Source organism: Flavobacterium sp. RSP46 (assembly GCF_003984825.1).
GTDB lineage: Bacteria > Bacteroidota > Bacteroidia > Flavobacteriales > Flavobacteriaceae > Flavobacterium.
Genome location: NZ_RYDM01000001.1, coordinates 534,840 through 555,170, shown reverse-complemented (window position 1 = coordinate 555,170; position 20,331 = coordinate 534,840). Strand labels below are relative to the sequence as shown.

At 34.5% G+C, this 20,331-nt stretch carries 24 protein-coding genes; 12 read left to right on the top strand and 12 right to left on the bottom strand.

The features are described 5' to 3' along the window. Position 1: 1 nt before the first annotated feature. The 9 genes from EKM01_RS02430 to EKM01_RS02390 all read right to left on the bottom strand — a co-directional run bounded on the left by EKM01_RS02430 (position 2) and on the right by EKM01_RS02390 (position 6,106). A complete protein-coding gene (locus EKM01_RS02430) occupies positions 2-730 on the bottom strand; it encodes a DUF3347 domain-containing protein (RefSeq protein WP_126563391.1) in 729 nt (242 codons plus the stop codon). A gap of 77 nt (positions 731-807) precedes the next feature. Continuing rightward, positions 808-1,617 carry a hypothetical protein gene (locus EKM01_RS02425; protein WP_126458580.1) on the bottom strand — a complete coding sequence of 270 codons (810 nt, stop codon included), beginning with the start codon at positions 1,615-1,617 and terminating at the stop codon, positions 808-810. Between the two features lies 1 nt (position 1,618). After that, positions 1,619-2,146 carry a heavy-metal-associated domain-containing protein gene (locus EKM01_RS02420; protein ID WP_126563392.1) on the bottom strand — a complete coding sequence of 176 codons (528 nt, stop codon included), beginning with the start codon at positions 2,144-2,146 and terminating at the stop codon, positions 1,619-1,621. A 6-nt stretch (positions 2,147-2,152) separates the two neighbouring features. Beyond that, positions 2,153-2,623, bottom strand: coding sequence for a TlpA disulfide reductase family protein (locus tag EKM01_RS02415; protein WP_126563393.1), 471 nt, complete (start codon positions 2,621-2,623; stop codon positions 2,153-2,155). A gap of 19 nt (positions 2,624-2,642) precedes the next feature. Beyond that, positions 2,643-3,518 carry a DUF3347 domain-containing protein gene (locus tag EKM01_RS02410; protein WP_126766643.1) on the bottom strand — a complete coding sequence of 292 codons (876 nt, stop codon included), beginning with the start codon at positions 3,516-3,518 and terminating at the stop codon, positions 2,643-2,645. A gap of 152 nt (positions 3,519-3,670) precedes the next feature. Then, positions 3,671-4,042 carry a hypothetical protein gene (locus EKM01_RS02405; RefSeq protein ID WP_126766641.1) on the bottom strand — a complete coding sequence of 124 codons (372 nt, stop codon included), beginning with the start codon at positions 4,040-4,042 and terminating at the stop codon, positions 3,671-3,673. An 86-nt stretch (positions 4,043-4,128) separates the two neighbouring features. Beyond that, the gene (locus EKM01_RS02400) at positions 4,129-4,473 is read right to left on the bottom strand and encodes a phage holin family protein (protein ID WP_126458568.1); all 345 of its coding nucleotides are present in this window, start codon (positions 4,471-4,473) and stop codon (positions 4,129-4,131) included. A 54-nt stretch (positions 4,474-4,527) separates the two neighbouring features. Then, positions 4,528-5,286: an alpha/beta fold hydrolase gene (locus EKM01_RS02395; RefSeq protein ID WP_126766639.1), complete on the bottom strand. Its 759-nt coding sequence runs from the start codon at positions 5,284-5,286 to the stop codon at positions 4,528-4,530. A 106-nt stretch (positions 5,287-5,392) separates the two neighbouring features. Further along, positions 5,393-6,106, bottom strand: coding sequence for a pyridoxine 5'-phosphate synthase (locus tag EKM01_RS02390; protein WP_126458562.1), 714 nt, complete (start codon positions 6,104-6,106; stop codon positions 5,393-5,395). 113 nt (positions 6,107-6,219) lie between these two features. Here EKM01_RS02390 and EKM01_RS02385 point away from each other — a divergent pair, with 113 nt between their 5' ends. From EKM01_RS02385 to murI, 8 genes are all read left to right on the top strand, one after another. Next, positions 6,220-6,879, top strand: coding sequence for a CBS domain-containing protein (locus EKM01_RS02385; RefSeq protein ID WP_126766636.1), 660 nt, complete (start codon positions 6,220-6,222; stop codon positions 6,877-6,879). A 78-nt stretch (positions 6,880-6,957) separates the two neighbouring features. Beyond that, positions 6,958-7,842: an NAD kinase gene (locus EKM01_RS02380; RefSeq protein WP_126554809.1), complete on the top strand. Its 885-nt coding sequence runs from the start codon at positions 6,958-6,960 to the stop codon at positions 7,840-7,842. Between the two features lie 167 nt (positions 7,843-8,009). Beyond that, positions 8,010-8,684 carry a DUF6089 family protein gene (locus EKM01_RS02375; protein ID WP_126554807.1) on the top strand — a complete coding sequence of 225 codons (675 nt, stop codon included), beginning with the start codon at positions 8,010-8,012 and terminating at the stop codon, positions 8,682-8,684. A 4-nt stretch (positions 8,685-8,688) separates the two neighbouring features. Then, complete coding sequence (locus EKM01_RS02370) at positions 8,689-9,429, top strand: isoprenyl transferase (RefSeq protein ID WP_126458549.1); 741 nt, start codon at positions 8,689-8,691, stop codon at positions 9,427-9,429. Next, positions 9,362-12,091, top strand: coding sequence for an outer membrane protein assembly factor (locus EKM01_RS02365; protein ID WP_126766633.1), 2,730 nt, complete (start codon positions 9,362-9,364; stop codon positions 12,089-12,091). The genes EKM01_RS02370 and EKM01_RS02365 overlap by 68 nt, the downstream gene beginning before the upstream one ends. Before the next feature lie 37 nt (positions 12,092-12,128). Beyond that, positions 12,129-13,151, top strand: a complete 1,023-nt coding sequence (locus EKM01_RS02360; protein WP_126562598.1) for an OmpH family outer membrane protein — start codon at positions 12,129-12,131, stop codon at positions 13,149-13,151. Positions 13,152-13,172: 21 nt separating this feature from the next. Beyond that, positions 13,173-13,673 carry an OmpH family outer membrane protein gene (locus EKM01_RS02355; RefSeq protein WP_126458540.1) on the top strand — a complete coding sequence of 167 codons (501 nt, stop codon included), beginning with the start codon at positions 13,173-13,175 and terminating at the stop codon, positions 13,671-13,673. A gap of 110 nt (positions 13,674-13,783) precedes the next feature. Then, positions 13,784-14,563, top strand: a complete 780-nt coding sequence (gene murI / locus EKM01_RS02350; protein WP_126766628.1) for a glutamate racemase — start codon at positions 13,784-13,786, stop codon at positions 14,561-14,563. A 12-nt stretch (positions 14,564-14,575) separates the two neighbouring features. Here murI and EKM01_RS02345 read toward each other — a convergent pair whose 3' ends face one another. Both EKM01_RS02345 and EKM01_RS02340 read right to left on the bottom strand, forming a co-directional pair. Beyond that, positions 14,576-15,091: a gamma carbonic anhydrase family protein gene (locus EKM01_RS02345; protein ID WP_126458534.1), complete on the bottom strand. Its 516-nt coding sequence runs from the start codon at positions 15,089-15,091 to the stop codon at positions 14,576-14,578. Between the two features lie 11 nt (positions 15,092-15,102). Continuing rightward, positions 15,103-16,101 carry a type IX secretion system membrane protein PorP/SprF gene (locus EKM01_RS02340; protein WP_126562599.1) on the bottom strand — a complete coding sequence of 333 codons (999 nt, stop codon included), beginning with the start codon at positions 16,099-16,101 and terminating at the stop codon, positions 15,103-15,105. Between the two features lie 168 nt (positions 16,102-16,269). Here EKM01_RS02340 and EKM01_RS02335 point away from each other — a divergent pair, with 168 nt between their 5' ends. From EKM01_RS02335 to EKM01_RS02320, 4 genes are all read left to right on the top strand, one after another. Beyond that, positions 16,270-17,169, top strand: coding sequence for a NifU family protein (locus EKM01_RS02335; RefSeq protein WP_126458528.1), 900 nt, complete (start codon positions 16,270-16,272; stop codon positions 17,167-17,169). A gap of 204 nt (positions 17,170-17,373) precedes the next feature. Then, positions 17,374-17,472 (top strand): dodecin domain-containing protein, encoded by a 99-nt coding sequence (locus EKM01_RS14960; protein ID WP_317125150.1) that lies wholly within the window; start codon positions 17,374-17,376, stop codon positions 17,470-17,472. Positions 17,473-17,982: 510 nt separating this feature from the next. Then, positions 17,983-18,603: a hypothetical protein gene (locus tag EKM01_RS02325; RefSeq protein WP_199749384.1), complete on the top strand. Its 621-nt coding sequence runs from the start codon at positions 17,983-17,985 to the stop codon at positions 18,601-18,603. Between the two features lie 66 nt (positions 18,604-18,669). Then, positions 18,670-19,518, top strand: a complete 849-nt coding sequence (locus tag EKM01_RS02320) for a mechanosensitive ion channel family protein (RefSeq protein WP_126766625.1) — start codon at positions 18,670-18,672, stop codon at positions 19,516-19,518. Between the two features lie 57 nt (positions 19,519-19,575). Here EKM01_RS02320 and tsaB read toward each other — a convergent pair whose 3' ends face one another. Continuing rightward, entirely contained in the window at positions 19,576-20,244 is a 669-nt protein-coding gene (tsaB, locus tag EKM01_RS02315) for a tRNA (adenosine(37)-N6)-threonylcarbamoyltransferase complex dimerization subunit type 1 TsaB (protein WP_126458522.1), read from the bottom strand. Positions 20,245-20,331 lie beyond the last annotated feature (87 nt).

Sequence of the window (20,331 nt, the reverse complement as noted above, 5' to 3'; positions counted from 1 at the left end):
GCTATTGAACGGTTCCTATTCTCCTGCCACAATTTAGCATCTCCGCACCAAAATAGGGATTAATCACGTCTTGGGTTTCACTGATCCAATACCCGTTTTTTCCTGCTCCATACATGGGACAGTAATCCTGATATACGGTTTGTTTGGTTCCAAAGGCTTTTATCAAATCAAAAACATCTTTGCTCAATAACGAAAAATACGTTCTTTGATGCTCCATTTTACCGGCATTATCCCCAATATGTTTGACATTTACTTTGGCATCCGCCACAAAAGCATTGTATTTATTTTTTAATTTGGTGTCTAATGAAGTTGCGCTGGAACTATTCAATATAGTATGCAAATCTTTTGCCGCGATGGCTGCTCCTTTTGAATCGTCTTTGGTTAATGCATTTTTAATTTTGAGATAATTAGATACAATAGCATCGGTTGGAAAAGTCATTTTATCAGCACTCTCCGTTTTGAGCACAGCACCGGATTTTGCCCTGTTTTCAACAGGAGTTAGCTCTTTTTCAGTAGGGATTGTTTGCACCACTTTCTCGGTTAGTTCCATCCCGCATTCTGAACATTCTCCACCGGATGCACCAGTAACTTCCGGATGCATCGGACAGGCATATAATTCCGTAGCTTTTTCTGTTTTTTCAGAACTTGTAGCTGCTGCTTCTTTGTTTTTCTGGTCACAAGAAACCGTCATAAATACCGTTATTAAGGACAAAAGCATTATTTTTTTCATTGTGTTTTTTTTATAATTACAAATTTACTTTTATTTAAAATCAATTATTCATTGTTATAAATTTAAGCTTTATCTATTTATTTTATGATATTAAAAAAATTATATTCTAAATTTAAATAAATTCCATTGGGTGCTGTACGCATCATAGAACTCATAATTTCCCTCCGGTAAGCCAAATCCAAACGGGCTTGACTATTGAAAATAAATTGTATTGCCGGAACCACATCAAGATACGATTTTCCATTTTCATTGATCGTTTGCCCAACAAATTCAACCATCAGGTTAATATTTGTTTGTTTAAAACTGGTGTATTTTTTGGGATACATCAGTTTGCCAAAAGACAAGGTATAATTCGTGGCGTTATTGCCTAATTCACTTGGAAAAGGATAATTTGGTTTATTATCAAATGCCTTTTCAAAACTTACCGACGAACTAATTGCTACTTTTTTTATCAGTTTCGTGGCTACTAATCCGGTCTCAAAACCCGTATTGTGCCCCATTATTTCAATTTGATCCTGATGAATATCCGCGTTATTAAAACTATACCTTCCAAAAGCAGCCAAACGAAAATGACTGTTTAAATCATCTGTCGAGAAAAACCGGTATTTAGCATAAAAACCGCCTCCTTCTGTAACCAATTGACTGTTTCTATTACTGACAAATGCGGTAGCCCTAACCATCAAATTTTTATTCAAACCATAGGTTACTTCCGGCATCAAATGATAGTTGTACTCTTCACTAAATTGCTCCTCAAAAAGGGATTGTGACAGTCTTACACTCAATGAATTTGCAGGGATATTACTGGCTGGGTCCGTAACAACAAATAATTCCTGGGCTTGCATTTGAGCCGATATCAGGAATAGGACAGCAAAGCGTAAATAACTCATATTAAATTGTTTTAAGGTGAAAATTATTTTCATTTTCGACCAGATAACTAGGGTATTTCGACAATGTTTTAAATGTTTTTTTATACTCTTTTTGAGTAACAAAACCTTTATCAACCACTTTTAACTTTGTTTCCCCGTTCATTGTCTTTGCTTTCACATCAACAAATATAAAGGTGTGTTCACCCTTTTTCAATGCTAGGTTGTCTTCTATTTTCAAATTATCGAAAGCCATTGTCAACACCATGGAGCCCACAAAAAAACCAGCTTTTTCGACACTCGTTTTTAAAGTTTTTGGACTTATTGAATTATTTTCCTTCAAATAAACGGTAAACGTATTCGTATTTAGATCTGTACTGACGCTGTCTACTTCAGTCATGGCCTTTAGCTGTTTGTTAATTGCATTCGAACACATGGAACACGTTAAACCCGTTGCAATTATGTCTGCTTTTGAAATTTGAGAATAGGACTTCATGCTTGCCATCAAAACCAAACAAGCAATACCAATGAATTTTATATTTATATTTTTCATCTTATTTTATTTTTTTATTTGCATTAAAATTTGTTCTTCTGTTGGATTTACAGCAACCAGTTTCCCTGTTGCATCAAAAAGATAGGCACTAGGCAACTGCTCTACGCCAAAGACTATAGCCGATGGCGCATCAAACCCTTTGGGATCAATCAACTGCTCATATTCTAATTTGTCTTTTTGAATGGCACTTAACCATTTCGCTTGATCCGTATCCAGGGATATTCCTATAATTTCGAAATTTTCTGTTTTATACTGATTGTAAAAAGGCACCAGCTTTTTATTGGCCATTCTACACGGTGCGCACCAAGAAGCCCAAAAGTCAATTAAGACGGTTTTCCCTTTTACAGAAGCCAAACTTACAGTGGCCTCTTTATTATTTTTAAGTTCAAAATCAGGTAAATTATCTCCAATTTTCATCTGGGCATTAGCCGTTGAAAAACTGATTATTACACTTACTACCAGAATTATTTTTTTCATTTTATTTTCCTTTAAATAATTATTGAAGCGTCTCTACCGTTTTTCCACAAGTCATCATTTGCGAACCGTAATACGGATTCTTAACGTCATTTTCTTTGCTCAACCAGTTGGCTCCTTTACCGCCATTTGCCATAGGACAAAACTGAAGATAAACCGGAGTCTCGTATTTAGCCACTTTTATCAATTCATACATCGATTTTGATAAATCCATGAAATGATCTCTCTGATGAGAAATATCTTTTGTATCACCAATATGCTCAGAATGTTCTTTTAAGTCATTCAAAACTTTCATCCAAACAATATGTTCTTCCGATTTTAGTGTTTCCATCTTCACGGAATTGATTGCCGTTAATAAATCCTTCGCTTTCAAGGAAGTACTGTTTCCGTCTGTTTTCACTAAAGCATCTTTTAAAAGAAAATAGCTATCAAAAACAGCTTTTAATGTAGTATCTACTTGTTGTTTTGGAACTGCATTATCTGAGTGATTGGCGTGGCCTGCATGATTTTCTGTAGTGACGGTTTCCATTTTCGTTGCTGGAGAAACGGCTACTTTTGCTTCTCTTTCATATTGGCAACAGCCATGTAGTTTGTCATAAACAGCATCTGGAGCAAGAAACTTATCACTGTCATACCCTGCTAAAGCAATGCGTTTCAGGATTTCGTCTTGACTTGTTTTAGTCGAGTCATACGTGAGTGTTGCCATTTTGGTGTCTTTATTCCACTCGACTTTCGCTGCTTTTTTCAGGTTACCTGTAGTTTCTATGGTGCTTTTACACATCTCACAGTTGCCATATATTTTTACCGTTTCTGTTGTAGCATTTTTAATTTGCGCATGGCTGATTGTGATTGAAAGCAACAGAGTAGTTGCCATCAATATTTTTTTTATTGAATTCATTTTGATATTATTTTGAAGTGAATTAGTCGCAAAACATTGAAAACAACAGCTTATTTTGCTCTGTTTTTTGAATTGTAATTGACTACGTTTATTGGTTTTTAAAGCATATACTGCTTTGAACAAGACAGTTTTTTGGCTGTCAAAAAAGAAATTTAGCTTATTTTAGGTGGAAGCCAAATAGAACGGAAATGGGATGAGATAAAGATTTCCGAGTAATAATAATTTTGTTTTTCAGTAGAAAAACTAAAAATTTGCTTGTTTAATTCCGTATTAAATATGGATGTTAAACCCAAATGAATTGCTGTACTGCCACAAGAAATACTCTTGCAAGCACCGTTACAACCATCATGCGAGCCTTTATTTGATTTTTTTTCTTTCTTACAACAGTCTTTTTGCTCCGTTTTTGAAGAGAATTCTTTTTTGCAACACGATTTCTCTGCTTTTATTCCACACGCAATAGCTACGCTTGGAGTCATAAAGAACCCAAGCGTAACTAGTAACAATATGTAAAAATTTTTAGACATAGTATCGTTTAAATAAAGTACAAAGATATTGATTGATTCTTAATTTCAAATGCATTACGTCATAAATACGTGTTAAAAATAGCCTATTATTTTCCCTCGCCTAGAATTCCATTCATTATAGACTGCGATACGGATAATATAATACTAAAAAACAAGGCAGTCCAAAACGTATCTACGCGAAAACCGTCCACAATTTTTGTACACAACAAAATCATCAGTGCATTAATAACCAATAAAAACAAACCTAAAGTTAGTATCGTTACCGGCAAAGTTAGTATCACTAATATTGGCTTGATAAATATATTAAGTAATCCAAGAACAATTGCCACAATCAAAGCCGTGGCGAATCCATCTACACGCACACCCGGCATAAAGTTCGCAATAAGCAATACTAAACCAGAGGTAATAAGAATTTTGATGAGTAAATTCATAAGTTTATCTTTTTAAATTTTAATAAATGTAGTGAAAATTAGAAACCATCTCCTTTATTTTAAAAAAGAAGTGACTTTTTGATAGAACTCAGCTGGATTTTCGGCATGAAGCCAATGCCCTACATTAGGAATCGTTTCAATATTTGAATCCGGGAAATGCTGTTTTATAATTTCAAAATCGCTGTCTAAAATATAATTTGATTTTCCGCCTCGAATGAACAAGGCTGGTTTCTCGAAAACGGAATTCTTAGGCAACGGAATTCCTATTTCATCCATTTTTGTATTGAAAACTGCCAAATTAAATCGAAAGGCAAGTTGCCCGGGCTCTTGCCAAAACAAATTCTTCATCAAGAATTGTCTGGTTCCAAAATCAGGAACAAACTTCTCCATGATTTCTTCGACATCACTTCGACTTGGTTTTTTTGAAAAATCAACCGCATTCAATCCCGCCAAAATATCCTGATGATGCTGCGGATAAAATTTTGGTCCTATGTCCGCAACAATTAACTTATTAACTAATTCAGGATGCAACGTTGCCAGAAGCATGGCTATTTTCCCGCCCATGGAATGCCCAATGACATTAATTTTTTCTAATTTATGAAATTGGCAATAGGCGACTACATCCTGAACCATGATTTCGTAGGTAAAATTCTCTGAGTGCAGGCTTCTCCCGTGATTGCGTAAGTCCAGCAGATGTACCTGAAAATGAGCTGCAAATTGTGTTCCTAATGTTTTCCAGTTATCGGACATCCCTAGAAATCCGTGAAGAATTAAAAGTGGCTGTCCTGATCCTTCTATTTTTGAAAAAAGCATATAATTTTAGATTTTAACGTTATGATTTAAATTAAAAACCATTAAGAAAGTAAAGCTATTAAGCTTAAAACTTAATCCATCATAATTTCTTAATGGTTAAAAAAAACTATTTTAATTTTTGCAAATACATATTCACCACATTGTCTAATCCCAGATAAATAGCTTCGGAAATCAGTGCATGACCAATAGAAACTTCGAGTAATCCCGGGATATTTTGTTTAAAAAATTGAATGTTATCCAAACTCAAATCATGACCTGCATTGATCCCTAATCCAAGCGCATTGGCTAGGATGGCAGCGTGTGTGTATGGCACAATTCCGTTTTGATTTCCTAAACTGTATTGGTGTGCGAATGCTTCGGTATACAATTCAATTCTTTCGGTTCCAATTTTTTTTGCACCTTCAATCATTTCGAGAACAGGATCTACAAAAATGGACGTTCTAATTCCGTTTCGTTGAAACTCCTGAACAATTTCAGTCAAATAAGAAGCGTGTTTTATGGTATCCCAACCAGCATTAGATGTTATGGCATCTACAGCATCCGGAACTAGAGTTACCTGAGTCGGTTTTATTTCCAGAACAAGGTCGATAAAGGTTTTTTCTGGATTTCCTTCTATATTATATTCCGTATAAACAGTCGTTTTTAAATCCCGTGCATCCTGATAGCGAATGTGGCGCTCATCCGGACGGGGATGTATGGTAATTCCTTGCGCTCCGAACTTTTGAATGTCGGCAGCTACTTTTAATAAATCAGGAACATTTCCTCCACGAGCATTACGTAAAGTAGCTATTTTATTGATGTTTACACTTAATTTTGTCATTGGAACCCTTTTTGATTAAACCAGTACTATTTCTTGAAGCAAAAATACAAAGTAAAACTTAGGAGTTTTTGCTTATTTTTGATTATTTTGCATGAAATATTTTTGCCTTATTTATGATCGAAATTACAGACTATATAACCAATGATTTTAAAGCGATTAACAACCAAGATACTATTGCGGTTGTTCAAGAATTCTTCAATGACGTCCACTTTTCACATTTCCCAATAATCGAAGAAGGGGTGTATCTGGGCAGTATTGCCCGCGAAGATCTAGAAACTTTTGACAGCACTAAAAAAGTATCTGATTTTCGCTATTCACTGGAAGGGTTTTTCACAAGAACTAATACAATATGGCTTGATGTGCTGGAAGTTTTTGCAAAAAATCAGACTAATTTAGTTCCGATTTTAGACGAAAACAACACCTACGTGGGTTATTATCAAATAGAAGACATCATGAAGTTTTTTCATGAAACTCCTTTTTTAAAGGAACCCGGCGGCGTTATCGTTGTCAAGAAAGCCGCTTTAGATTATTCTATGAGTCAAATTACCCAAATAGTCGAAAGCAACAATGGCAAACTTTTAGGTGTATTCGTCTCCGAATTAGATGTTGAGAGCGTTGAAGTTACCTTAAAAATAACGTTAGGCGCTATCAATGAAATAATACAGACTTTCAGAAGATATGATTATGAAATTATATCCGAGCATCAAGAAGACAATTACATCAATAATTTGAAGGAACGCTCTGATTATTTAGACAAGTACCTTAATATATAGTGCTCGTTTAACCGATTATTTGTTTAATCGATTAAATACTAAAACAAACATATCAACATTAAACGATTACACAAAAAGATGAAAGTAGCGATCTACGGCCAATATTATCAAAACAGTACCGAACCTATTATAAACGACATCTTTGTTTTTTTTAACAAAAATAATGTAGAGATGATTATTGAGTCTCATTTTTTGCTGATGCTCAACGAAAGGAAAATTGTAGAAAAAAAATACAAAACCTTCACATCCCACACTGAACTTGATTCTAGTTTTGATATGCTCATCAGCATTGGAGGAGACGGAACTATTTTAAGAGCAGCCACTTTAGTGCGGGATTCCGGAGTTCCTATTTTAGGAATAAATGCGGGAAGACTAGGTTTCCTTGCAACCGTCCAAAAAGAGAATATCGCAACATTCATGCAATTTGTCATTGACAAAAAATACACCATCTCAAAAAGAACATTACTGAGCGTAACCTGCACGCCACCAAATGAATCCATCCAAAAAATGGATTTTGCCATGAATGAAATTACGGTCAGTAGAAAAGACACTACATCGATGATTACGATAGACACGTACTTGAATAACGAATTTTTAAATTCATATTGGGCCGATGGGTTAATTATATCAACACCAACAGGATCTACGGGGTATTCTTTGAGTTGCGGCGGTCCAATCTTGACACCTGATGTAAAAAGCATCGTCATCACCCCAATTGCTCCCCACAACCTAACGGCCAGGCCTCTTGTTGTTCCGGATGAAACAGAAATTAGACTAAAAGTTTCCGGAAGAGAGGAAAATTATTTAGTGTCCTTAGACTCCAGAGTTACCTCGGTAAAGAACGAATCCATACTGACCTTAAAAAAAACCCCCTTTCAAATCAATATGGTAGAAATACCCGAAGAAACTTTTTTGAAAACCCTTCGAAGCAAATTACTTTGGGGACAAGATAAGCGGAACTAAATCATTTTAATAAATAATATACGATTCTATGTTTTTTTTTCGTTTGAATAAATAAAATACTCACTTTGCGCAATTTACTTGTCAATTAATCAAAAAAACACACATTTAACTGAATGGGTATTGAATCGTATTGATTATTATTATATTTGCACGCAATTTTTGATTGAATGAACAAGATTTTCTATTTATTGTTTTGCTTACTCCCATTTACGAACACCCAGGCTCAGATCCACGAAATTGGTGTTTTTGCAGGTGGAAGTAACTTTGTAGGCGATGTTGGTCCTACGACTTACCTTGCGCCAAACGAACCTGCTTTTGGGGTTTTATACAAATGGAATAAAAGTCCAAGACATGCTTACCGATTTTCATACATGCAGTCAAACATAAATTCAGATGATTCAGATTCAAAAGAAGCAGCAAGAAACCAAAGAGGATATCGTTTTGAAAACAATCTAAAAGAAGTCTCTTTAGGACTTGAATTCAACTTTTTTGACTTTAATCTTCACGACTCTCGAACTAAAATTACACCTTATGTGTTTTCAGGAATCAGTTATTTCCTGAGCAGGTACAAATTGACAGACACGCAAGCAGGTACAACAGCAGAAGGCAGATCAGAAAGAAGAAAATCAATAGCGATCCCGATGATTTTAGGAATCAAGTCAACGCTATCTCCCAGTTTAATATTGGGATTAGAAACCGGAGCACGGTATACGCTGACCGATGATATAGAAGGAAGTTATAATGGGAATTTTGGAAATATAAATAATAATGATTGGTATGTCTTCACAGGCGTTACGCTAACGTATACCTTTGGAAACAAACCCTGTTATTGTGCAGAATAAAAAAATGAATTTACTAGACACTATAGATGCAACGAACCTACCAAACCATTTGGCTATCATAATGGATGGTAATGGCCGTTGGGCAAAACAAAAAGGACTCTTACGAGCTTTAGGTCATGAAAGCGGGACAAAATCAGTAAAAAAAATAATTGAAGCCAGTGCTAAACTAGGGATTGATTTTCTAACACTCTATGCTTTTTCTACCGAAAACTGGAACAGGCCCAAACTAGAAGTAGAAACCTTAATGAAGGTACTCATCAACTCCTTAAAAAAGGAATTAAAAACCTTACAAGAAAACAATATAAAACTGAATGCTATTGGTAATTTAGAAAAATTACCAAAATCTGCACAAAAAGAGCTCCTCGACGTTATTAGTAAGACAAAAGACAACACGCAAATGACACTAACCCTAGCGTTAAGCTACGGTTCCAGGGAGGAAATTGTCACTGCTGTAAAAAACATTTGCAGTAAAGTTAAAAATAATATAATTTCAATAGACACTATTGACGATTCCATTATTAATGAGCATCTTTACACGCAAAATTTACCTGATGTAGATTTATTAATACGAACTAGTGGAGAGCATAGAATAAGTAACTTTTTGTTATGGCAAATTGCCTATGCAGAATTATATTTTACTGATGTATTATGGCCAGACTTTAAAGAACAAGATTTATATGAGGCTATCATTAGTTATCAAAAAAGAGAACGTAGATTTGGAAAAACAAGTGAACAAATTAAATAATTATTTAGTGTTAAATAAAAGCATCAGAATAGCCCTCACCGTTTTAATTTTAGGAAGTTTTACACAAGTTAAAGCACAAGAAAGAGTTCCTTTTGATCAAGGAAAAAAATACATCTTAGGAGATGTAACAGTTGTTGGCGATATCACTTTCAACACTCAAACTGTAGTTACTTTTGCTGGTCTGCAAAAAGGACAATCGATAACTATTCCTGGTGAACAAATAAGCAGCGCCATAAAAAAACTAGGAAAACTGGGCTTGTTCGATGAAATTTCATTTTATATCAATAGAATAGAAAATGACAGCATCTATCTTGATTTGAATATCGTGGAATTACCTAAATTGAGTGGTGTAAAATTTGTAGGTGTAAAAAAATCAAAAACGGAAGCTTTAATTAAAGACAACAGCCTTAACAAAGGGAAAGTAGTCAATGAAAATTTAATTACCACTACAAAAAACTACATCGAGAACAAGTATAAAAAAGATGGGTATTACAACACCAAAGTAAACATAAATACTGCCAAAGACACAGCTACGATAAACCAAGTCAACATGGTTGTCAATGTAGACAAAGGAAATAAAGTAAAAATACAAAAAATTGATTTTGTAGGAAACACAAAAATATCCGATAAAGTATTGCGTAAAGCAATGAAGGATACCAAACAAAAAAAGTTCCTGCGTGTTTTAAAAGGCTCTAAATTTATAAAAGAAAAATACAAATCGGATTTAGAAAACGTAATCGCTTCTTACAAAGAGAAAGGCTATAGAGATGCCAGAATACTTTCGGATTCTGTTACCTATGACAAAGACAAAAAAGCCTTAATGATTAAAATAAATGTCGAGGAAGGAAATAAATACTTTTTTGGAAACATTAAATTTTTAGGAAATACCGTTTATCCGGATCAATATCTAAACAGAATTTTAGGTGTCAAAAAAGGGGAAACCTACAACGGAGTACTTCTGGAGAAAAGAATTGCAGACAAATCAAAACCTGACGGAGAGGACATCACGAATTTATACCAAAACAGCGGTTATTTATTTTCTAATATCAATGCTGTAGAGGTAAGAACCGCAAATGACACCATTGACTTTGAAATCAGAGTTACTGAAGGACCAATTGCATACTTCAATAAAATTACAGTAGTAGGAAATGACAAGACCAATGACCGTGTAATTTACCGGGAATTAAGAACCAAACCAGGAGAGAAATATAGCAAAGAAGAGTTAGTACGAACCATTAGAGAGATTGGCCAATTAGGATTTTTTGATCCGGAAGCCATCGATCCAAAATTCAGGAATGTAGATTCAGGAGCAGGAACTGTAGACATTGAATACAATCTGGTGGAGAAAGGATCCAGCCAAATCGAACTTCAAGGTGGTTACGGTGGTGGTGGTTTCATTGGAACATTAGGACTTTCTTTTAATAACTTTTCAGCCAGAAACTTACTCAATAAAGAAGCCTACAAACCGCTTCCTATGGGAGATGGTCAAAAAGTATCGTTACGTTTACAGGCCAGCACCTTTTTTCAAACGTATAGCGTCTCGTTTTCCGAGCCTTGGTTTGGAGGTAAAAAACCCGTATCTTTTAGTACCTCATTGTCATACAGCAAACAATTTTTGAATAATTTTATAACACAAAGAGCCGATAAAAGTAAGAGTTTTAATATAATTACATTGTCCGTTGGCTTGTCAAAAAGATTAACGGTGCCGGATGATAACACATATTTATCTCAATCCGTAAGTTACCAACATTATGATTTAAATAATTACAACACTGGATTATTTACTTTTGGAAACGGGTCTTCCAGAAATTTAGCGTATACTATAGGACTAACGCATACCAATAAAGGATTCAATCCTATATTTCCAACGTATGGTTCTGAATTTAGTTTAACCGCTAAATTTACACCACCCTATTCATTGTTGAATGGAATAGATTATGCCACACTAGGCGATAAAGAAGAATACAAATTAAAAAACACTGTAGACCGACAAAATGTGCCTGATGGAAATGGGAATATTGTTCAAATTGGAGATTATATTGACACCAACGGAAACAAAGTGACCGATTTTAACCTGGCGGCAACAAACATTAGTAAAGTAGATCAAGAGCGATTTAAATGGTTGGAATATTATAAAATAAAGTTTAAAGCGGACTGGTATACTAAGATTTACGGAAAATTAGTCCTTAGAACGTTGACTGAATTTGGATTTCTTGGAGCATACAATCAAGACAGAGGTTCAGTTCCGTTTGAACGATTTTATCTTGGGGGTGACGGACTGGCTAACTTTTCTATGGATGGTAGAGAAACCATTCAGTTAAGAGGGTATCCTAATAATTCATTGACACCCGTAAATAGCACAGGAGATCAAATTGGAGCTACGGTTTTTAACAAATTTTCAATGGAGTTACGCTATCCAATAACATTAAAATCATCCGCATCAATTTATGCTTTGGCATTCATGGAAGCAGGTTCGTCATTTAGTGATTTCAAGAGCTATAACCCTTTTGCCTTAAATCGTTCCGCAGGAGTTGGATTGCGTGTATTCATGCCCGCATTTGGTTTATTGGGAATTGATTTTGGCCATGGTTTTGACGCTCTGCCCGGACAAGCAGAACCAAACGGATGGGAAACTCACTTTATTATTGGACAACAATTCTAAAAAATTGATTTAAAATTTTTCTAGTACGTTACTATTTATGAGAAAACAATTTTTATATCTTTTTTTAATTTTAGCAGTTGCGCAGACTATGAAAGCGCAAACTAGAGGAACCAAACTGGGCTATATTGATATGGAATACATTTTACAGAATGTTCCAAATTATACCGAAGCAAAAGTTCAATTAGAGCAAAAAGCCCAAAAATGGAAACTAGAAATTGAAACTAAAAAAATTGAAATCAATAAATTGAAAGATGCGTTAAAAGCCGAAAAAGCACTATTAACCAAAGAACTCATTAGCGAAAGAGAAACAGAAATTAGTTTCCTCGAAAATGAAAATTTAGACTATCAACAAAAAAGATTTGGACCCAATGGCGATTTGATCCTACAAAAATCTATTTTGGTAAAACCAATACAGGATCAAATTTTTACTGCCGTTCAGGATATTGCTGAAGCAAAAAAATATGATTTCATCTTTGATAAAGCCTCTGATCTTACCATGCTGTTTGCAGCAAAAAGATTTGATATCAGTGAGCAAGTTTTACGTGTATTGAACCGTACAGAAAAAAGAGAACAACTGACAAAAAAACAACTTCAGGAAGAAGAAGCCAGAGAAAGCAAGGAAGATGCGTTAGATGAAAATCCTACCTTAGCCGATAGACAAAAAATCCTGAACGATAAAAAAATAGCCCGAGACAAATTGCTTGAAGACCGAAAATTACTTCAAGAACAAAGAAAAAAAGAATTTAACGACAAGCGAAAACAAATAATAGCTGACAGAGAAGCTAAAAAAACTGGCACGGTTTCTGCAAATGTCAAAACAATTGACACCGTTACAGCACCATCAGTAAGTGACTTAAAAAAAGAAAAAGCTAAAGAAACTGTTGAATTAGCCAAACAAAAACAAGCTGATGCCAGAACTAAAACATTGGAAGATCGTAAAAAAGTCATTGAAGATCGCAGGAAAGCTTTAGAAGAAAGAAGAAAAAAAATACTGGAAGACAGAGAAGCTCTCAAAAAAGCAAAAGAGGAAAAAATAAAAGAAAATACAAACAATAATTAATTACTAAATACTTTAAAAACGATGAAACAAATCAAAACCCTATTAATTGCTGCCCTTGTTATTTTAGGAGCAAATCAAACAATTACTGCACAAACAAAAACAGCACATGTAGATGTAAGTGAAATTATGACAAAAATGCCTGCAATGTTAGATGCTCAAAAACAATTAGACAAATTGAGTACTACGTATGATGCTGATTACAAAAAAATGGTTGAAGAATACCAAGCTAAATTAAAAAAGTACGAAGCAGAAGCAGCAACAGTTACTGAAGTTATAAACACAGAACGTTCTAAAGAAGTTCAGGACATGCAAAAAAGAATTGTTGACTACAGAGACAATGCTCAAAAAGAATTGCAACAAAAAGAATCTGATATCGTAAAACCATTAATGGAAAAAGTAAGAGCTTCGATCCAAAAAGTGGGTAAAGCAAAAGGATATCAATATGTTTTAGACGGTTCAACTCTTTTACTTGCTGATGGTCCAAACTTGACTATGGATGTAAAAAAAGATTTAGGTTTCTAAAAAAAAGAACAAAATTCAAAAAAACTGCTCACCTTATATTAGGACAGAGCAGTTTTTTTGTTTAACAAATATTCTAGGAAATTAAAATTTCAGCGCGTAACTTTGTTTCTATGAACAACAACGATCAACCTATAGGGATTTTTGACTCAGGAATAGGTGGCACCTCCATCTGGAAAGCAATTCACAAACTACTTCCAAACGAAAAAACCATATACCTTGCCGATAGCAGGAATGCACCTTACGGACAAAAAACAAAAGAGGAAATTGTTGCATTAAGCATGAAAAATACCGAATTCCTGCTTGATATGAAATGTAAATTAATTGTAGTTGCCTGCAATACGGCAACAACTAATGCCATTCAAGAATTAAGATCTAAATATAATGTTCCTTTCATAGGAATAGAACCTGCGATAAAACCAGCAGTCACTCATTCAAAAACACAAATAATAGGAATTCTGGCTACACAAGGCACACTAAACAGTGAACTTTTCAATAAAACCACTGAAAAGTACCAAGACACTAAAATAATTGAGCAGGTGGGACATGGATTAGTGCAATTAATTGAAAATGGAGAGATCAACTCGCCCGAAATGACCACATTACTTCAAGCCTACCTGATTCCTATGATTAATGCCAATATTGATTATTTAGTATTAGGTTGCAGTCACTATCCGTATCTGATTCCTCAAATAAAAAAAATCCTTCCCAAACACATTCACATTATAGATTCCGGTGAAGCAGTTGCCAAACAAACTCAAAACATATTGCGGGAAAATATAGGTTTCGCATCATCACAAAACAACGAACCTATTTTTTATACCAACACCAATCCAAAAGTATTGACTGAAATTTTAGAAAACAAGTATAGGGTAGAACAGGAAAATTTCTAAAACGGCTGAATATTACTCCTCCTTGAACCAACTGGAATACATAACATAATTATTCGAAATGCGTTCAATTTCTCCTGCAAAATCGGACTGATCTATATCCTTAACTTTTCTAGCGGGAACTCCTGCCCAGATTGTCCCTGAGCCTACAACAGTGTTCTGAGTAACAACAGCACCGGCAGCTACAATAGAATTACTTTCGATAACACAATTGTCCATTACTATCGCCCCCATTCCAATCAATACATTGTCGTGAACCTCACAACCATGCACGATTGCATTATGTCCAATAGAAACATTATTTCCTATGAGTGTAGGATGTTTTTTGTACGTACAATGAATAATAGCACCATCTTGAATATTGACTTTGTTTCCAATTTTAATACAATTAACATCGCCTCTGATAACAGCATTAAACCATACACTACAGTTGGTTCCAAAAGTAACATCCCCAATAATAGTGGCATTTTCAGCAACATAACAATCCTTCGGAATAGAAGGTGATTTACCGTTGACAGATTTTATTAGCATGATAAGATAAATTAGTTAATTGCCGGACAATTGCAATCGTATTTTACAGGTTTACAAAACAAATCAATCCCAAGGGTAATTTGGTGGTACCCACCATTATCAAATTTAACCGCTCCAGACAATTGAGAATACGTATAAGCGACCATAAATTGATCAAAATTCACACCCACAATTGGTGTTATGTATTGCAGTTTTTGTTTGGAAATTGTATTGCCATCAAGATATTCTGCACCATCAAAACTTCTTCGATAGGACAATCCACCCCAAACTCTACCAAAATCTAAATTTTTATATGCTTTCAAATTAAGGTCAATTGATTTCTCTTTTGTTTGATCCACCAATTGGAATAAAACAGAAGGCTCCCATAAAATTTGATCTGAATTACCAAAAACATACCCTGCACTGAATAGAAACTTCCTTAAGTTATCACTTTCATATTCCGTGTAAATATTTCTTCTCGTTTCAATTGCGTTTTTTACTGTCGCATGCGCGTAAAAATCTAAAAAATTATAGGATATTCCAAAGTCCACGTTAAAATAAGAATCTTTTTGCACCACGGTTCCGTCAATTATTGGATCAAAATCCCCTGACTGCAAAAAAGCGGTTTCATCTAATTGACTTTGTATCAATCCACCACTAATCCCGAAAGACAATTGATTTAAATCAATTTCATCTCTTGAAAACATAAGGTGATACGCATATGTCAATTTTATTCCTTTTTGAGAATGATACCCGTTTTTATCATTAAAAAGTATAAAACCCGCTCCTGCTTTTTCACCTACTTTACCATTAAAACTAAGTGTTTGTAATTCAGGCGCGTCCTTCTGATCGAACCATTGCTTACGACCGGTTAACCTAATTTTAGCACAATTTGCCGCTCCGGCCATAGAAGGATGTATCAAGTAATAATTGTCTGACAGATAATCTGAGTACACCGGTATTCCTTCCTGAGAAAAGGAATAATGTGACATCAAAAAAATAATGGCTAGAAATCTAATCTTATTATACATTCAAATACTTTTTAGTAAAACGGATGCGATCAAAAAACAATATAAATTATTAAAAAAAAGCAAAAGCCGAATCAAACACGTAAATTAAAGTTAATTTATTCATTAAAAAATCAAATATAGGTATTCGTAGAAAATAACTTTAGTAAATTTGTAAAAAATTCAAAACTGATGAACAAAGTTACCATAAAAGAGACCCAAAATCCAACGATATTAAAATTTGAATTTAACGATTTCATCACTCAAAATGAAAGTTTTGAATTCAAAAATATAGACGAGGCAAAAACATCCCCTTTAGCACAACAATTATTTTACCTGCCTTTCGTAAAAACAATTTATATCTCCGGGAATTTTATTGCCGTTGAAAAATATAATATTGTTGAATGGGATGATGTCAAAGATGCTGTGGCGCAACAAATAGAAAAATTTGTAAATGATGGCGGATCAATCATTACTATAGAAGAAAATAAGTCTAAAAAACAACCGGTGACCGTGTATGGCGAAACAACTCCTAATCCGTCAGCTTTGAAATTTGTAGTTAGCAAAATACTCACTAAAAACGCTATTGAATTCAAAAATATCGATCAAACTGGCGCTTCTCCATTGGCAAAAGAACTGTTCAAATTCCCTTACGTAAAAGAAATTTTTATTGATGAAAATTACATCTCCGTAACTAAATACGAAGTCAATGAATGGCAAGAAATTACCTTAGAACTAAGAAGTTTCATCAAGCAATACATAGAAAATGGCGGAACTGTTTTAGATGAAAATTATATTGCCACGGTAACTGCAGAAGAAAAAATAAAAGTAAAAGAATTTGACACCCTGGATGTCACTTCGCAACAAATCATTAATATATTAGAAGAATATGTAAAACCCGCAGTACAAGCTGATGGTGGAAATATAGCCTTCGATTCCTATAATGAAGCCGACAAAACTGTAAAAGTGATTTTACAAGGTGCTTGTAGCGGATGTCCTTCTTCTACATTTACTTTAAAAAGCGGGATAGAAAACATGTTAAAAAGCATGTTAAATGACGAAAGCATCAAAGTAGAGGCAATAAATGCATAAAAAGGAAAAATAATTCAAAACATTGATTTAAATATAGTTACGTTAAAAAAATGTGTTTTAAATTGAAAATACATTTTAATATTTAACTTAACACCTAGAAATCAGGTCACTATCAAAAGTAATTGAAATTCTTTGCAGTTCTGAAACAAGTTGGCAAGATGGAGCTCGAAAAGAATAGCCAAAGCCTGAAAATCTGTAAAACACATGCGGTCCGTCTATGTCCATGACCAAAGCGCAACCATCAGTACTGGTGTTATAACAGAATTTAGAATAAATCTAAAATTAACTTTCGAACACGAATAGAGTAGCTAAAAAAATCAAAGCGTTTCATCAGAAGCGCTTTTTTTAGGAGCAATTTCCCGTCATCCGTTACAATCTTTTTCTTTTTAAAGAAAAAAGAAAAAGGATTTCCACTTCTACCGGGGCTAAAAAAATTCCCATGAATAAATTCCATTTTAAAACCAGTCCCTATTTATTACAACACCCCAAAAATCCAGTAAACCGAAAACTCTGATTTCAAAATCATTGGCACCAACCCTAGAAAAAGACAAGCCCAGGATTATAAACACCGCTAATTTCCCAGCCATTAACAACCAACCTGTATGGCACTAAGGCAGCAATGACAGAAATACAAAACTATCAAATTATCTTTTTTACAGGCACGCATCTCAAACCAAGAAAAGCTGTCATCCTTGAGTCAAAACTATACCTGTTCAATGCCAAATACTGATTATCAACAAATTATTAATGATTTAATAAAGTAATCATAGAAAAAAATCACTACTATTGTAAGACCAATCAAATAGAAATACCATGGGACTAGCATCATTTTTTAAAAAATTATTTGGCTCAGCCAAAGAAACGACTAATGAATTAGCGAACAAAGCAGAAACTAGTTTTGATCACGCCAAAAAAACAGCGGCACCTTACTTAGAAAAAGCAGAGAATTTCGTAGCAGAAACATTTGAAAAAACAAAAGAAAGCGCAACACCCTATTTTGAAAAAGCAGAACTTTTTGCTGAAGATACTTTTGAAAAAGCAAAAGAAACGGCAGCGCCAATTATAGAAAAAGCAGAACACTTTGCCAGCAATACTAGAGAAGTATTAAGCGAGTATTCAGCCAAAACCGGAGAAGCTCTTGGGGATTTAGTAAATAGTATAAAAGAAAAAACTGATGCAACTGCTGACAAAGCATCAGATATGGCCATTGAGGAAAAAACAAGCGTATCTGAAGTTATTGATACCCTAAAAGAAAAAGCAAGCGAAACTGCTGACAAAGCAGAAGACTTAGCCAGTGATGCAAAAACAACCGCTTCTGAAGTTGTTGACACTCTAAAAGAAAAGGCAAGTTCCCTTGCACATGAGGGCGATGAAGAACTAAAACAGAGCAAAAAAGAAACCATAAATAAAATAGAAGAAGAAGATGCCGATTAATTTATTCGTATTTTTGTCTTTCAAACTTAACCTTCTCCTTTTGAGAAGGTTTTTTATTACATAAAAATGAATTTAGATCCAGACCAACTTTCTAGTTACGCTAATACTTTTTTAAAAGTATTGATAGATTATTCTCCAAAATTGATTTCTGCCTTTATAATTCTATTTGCTGGACTTTATATCATCCGCCTCATCAATAGATTCATAAGAAGAATAATGGTGAAAAGGAATCTAGACCCTACACTGACAAAATTTCTGGCAGATATCTTACTTTGGGTTTTGCGGATCATCTTATTTGTTTCTTTCATCTCAAAACTAGGGATTGAAACGTCTTCCTTCGTGGCTATTCTTGGCGCAATGGGACTTGCTGTAGGCTTATCTCTCCAAGGATCACTCTCCAATTTTGCAGGCGGCATGTTGATTATTCTCTTTAAACCCTTTAAGGTTGGCCATACAATTGAAGCCCAAGGGGTCATTGGAACTGTTAACGAGATACAAATATTTGTAACCAAATTAATCACCGCTAACAATCAAACTATTTTTATACCCAATGGATCTTTATCAAATGGAAATATCATAAATTATTCTTTACAAAGGATCAGAAGAGCTGATTTGACAATTGCTATTTCTTATGATACGGATATTAAAAAAGCGCGCGAAATGATCACGGCAGTTCTAAAGAACAATCCAAAAGTGCTTGAAACACCTGCTGCTGAAGTATCCGTAAAAAACCTCACCGACAGCGCCATCCAAATAGCGGTAAGACCTTGGGCCACAAATGAAGATTTTTGGGATGTTTATGCCGATACATTGGAAAACTGCAAACAAGCGTTTGATACTGCTGGAATTATTATTCAGCCTTATGTTAAGGAGTCGTCAAAAAAGAATAACACGGAGAGTAATGAAATAGAATAAGAAAGGCAGAAGTTACGACACTATTATTTTAAAACCCAGATTCCACAAAAGCAATAACTATTTTTTTGAAGTCGTAATCAAAAAATCTTTCAAATAATAAGGCTCAAAGTACGCAACATCAACGGTGTCACTTACTTTGAATTTCTCATAACTCAAAGCGCTCATTTCTTTGGCAGAAGGATATTTAATCTCCTCTAAAAAAATATGATTTTTTTTAGTTAAAACCAGCTTGCATTTCTCGGCACAATCTCCAACAAAATAGATGGATTCCTGCAAATCTTCAAATGAATTCTCCGTAATTATTTCGGCAAGAACTTCTCGTTTTTTTTCTAAATTCGGGTTAAAAACAGCACTATATACTTCCATTCTTCGCGCATCAATCATGGGAATAATCAATCCGCTGGAAACTGTAACCTGCGATGCCAACGCTTGCAAAGTATCAATAGCAATCAATGGGATGTTCAGTGCATAGCAAAGCCCTTTTGCTGCCGAAACCCCAATTCGCAATCCAGTATAAGAACCCGGTCCTTGACTTACGGCAACAGCGGATAAATCCTGAAGCGTAATTCCGGCTTCTTTGATAATTTCCTCAATAAAAACATGCAATCGTTCCGCGTGGGAATATCCTTCTTCTGCTATTTCTTTGCAGAGAATCGTTTTTCCTCCTTTTGCAAGAGCTACCGAGCAATTTTTAGTGGCGGTTTCAATATTTAATAAGTAAGACAAGCCGTTTAAAGTTTAAAGTTTAAAGTTCCTCTCGAAACCTTTAATTTGTTTTATTTTTGAATTACAAAATTCGCATTATTTATCCTG

What these genes read in the sequence shown, in the direction of transcription:
- EKM01_RS02360 (WP_126562598.1), top strand. Translation starts at nt 12,129, where the DNA reads ATGAGAAAACAATTTTTATATCTTTTTTTAATTTTAGCAGTTGCGCAG.
- EKM01_RS02415 (WP_126563393.1), bottom strand. Translation starts at nt 2,623, where the DNA reads ATGAAAAAAATAATTCTGGTAGTAAGTGTAATAATCAGTTTTTCAACG.
- EKM01_RS02405 (WP_126766641.1), bottom strand. Translation starts at nt 4,042, where the DNA reads ATGTCTAAAAATTTTTACATATTGTTACTAGTTACGCTTGGGTTCTTT.
- EKM01_RS02345 (WP_126458534.1), bottom strand. Translation starts at nt 15,091, where the DNA reads ATGCTAATAAAATCTGTCAACGGTAAATCACCTTCTATTCCGAAGGAT.
- EKM01_RS02410 (WP_126766643.1), bottom strand. Translation starts at nt 3,518, where the DNA reads ATGAATTCAATAAAAAAAATATTGATGGCAACTACTCTGTTGCTTTCA.
- EKM01_RS02375 (WP_126554807.1), top strand. Translation starts at nt 8,010, where the DNA reads ATGAACAAGATTTTCTATTTATTGTTTTGCTTACTCCCATTTACGAAC.
- EKM01_RS02395 (WP_126766639.1), bottom strand. Translation starts at nt 5,286, where the DNA reads ATGCTTTTTTCAAAAATAGAAGGATCAGGACAGCCACTTTTAATTCTT.
- EKM01_RS02320 (WP_126766625.1), top strand. Translation starts at nt 18,670, where the DNA reads ATGAATTTAGATCCAGACCAACTTTCTAGTTACGCTAATACTTTTTTA.
- EKM01_RS02430 (WP_126563391.1), bottom strand. Translation starts at nt 730, where the DNA reads ATGAAAAAAATAATGCTTTTGTCCTTAATAACGGTATTTATGACGGTT.
- EKM01_RS02325 (WP_199749384.1), top strand. Translation starts at nt 17,983, where the DNA reads ATGGGACTAGCATCATTTTTTAAAAAATTATTTGGCTCAGCCAAAGAA.
- EKM01_RS02370 (WP_126458549.1), top strand. Translation starts at nt 8,689, where the DNA reads ATGAATTTACTAGACACTATAGATGCAACGAACCTACCAAACCATTTG.
- EKM01_RS02335 (WP_126458528.1), top strand. Translation starts at nt 16,270, where the DNA reads ATGAACAAAGTTACCATAAAAGAGACCCAAAATCCAACGATATTAAAA.
- EKM01_RS02380 (WP_126554809.1), top strand. Translation starts at nt 6,958, where the DNA reads ATGAAAGTAGCGATCTACGGCCAATATTATCAAAACAGTACCGAACCT.
- EKM01_RS02385 (WP_126766636.1), top strand. Translation starts at nt 6,220, where the DNA reads ATGATCGAAATTACAGACTATATAACCAATGATTTTAAAGCGATTAAC.
- EKM01_RS02425 (WP_126458580.1), bottom strand. Translation starts at nt 1,617, where the DNA reads ATGAGTTATTTACGCTTTGCTGTCCTATTCCTGATATCGGCTCAAATG.
- EKM01_RS02390 (WP_126458562.1), bottom strand. Translation starts at nt 6,106, where the DNA reads ATGACAAAATTAAGTGTAAACATCAATAAAATAGCTACTTTACGTAAT.
- EKM01_RS02355 (WP_126458540.1), top strand. Translation starts at nt 13,173, where the DNA reads ATGAAACAAATCAAAACCCTATTAATTGCTGCCCTTGTTATTTTAGGA.
- EKM01_RS02340 (WP_126562599.1), bottom strand. Translation starts at nt 16,101, where the DNA reads ATGTATAATAAGATTAGATTTCTAGCCATTATTTTTTTGATGTCACAT.
- EKM01_RS02420 (WP_126563392.1), bottom strand. Translation starts at nt 2,146, where the DNA reads ATGAAAAATATAAATATAAAATTCATTGGTATTGCTTGTTTGGTTTTG.
- EKM01_RS02365 (WP_126766633.1), top strand. Translation starts at nt 9,362, where the DNA reads ATGAGGCTATCATTAGTTATCAAAAAAGAGAACGTAGATTTGGAAAAA.
- murI (WP_126766628.1), top strand. Translation starts at nt 13,784, where the DNA reads ATGAACAACAACGATCAACCTATAGGGATTTTTGACTCAGGAATAGGT.
- EKM01_RS02400 (WP_126458568.1), bottom strand. Translation starts at nt 4,473, where the DNA reads ATGAATTTACTCATCAAAATTCTTATTACCTCTGGTTTAGTATTGCTT.
- EKM01_RS14960 (WP_317125150.1), top strand. Translation starts at nt 17,374, where the DNA reads ATGCGGTCCGTCTATGTCCATGACCAAAGCGCAACCATCAGTACTGGT.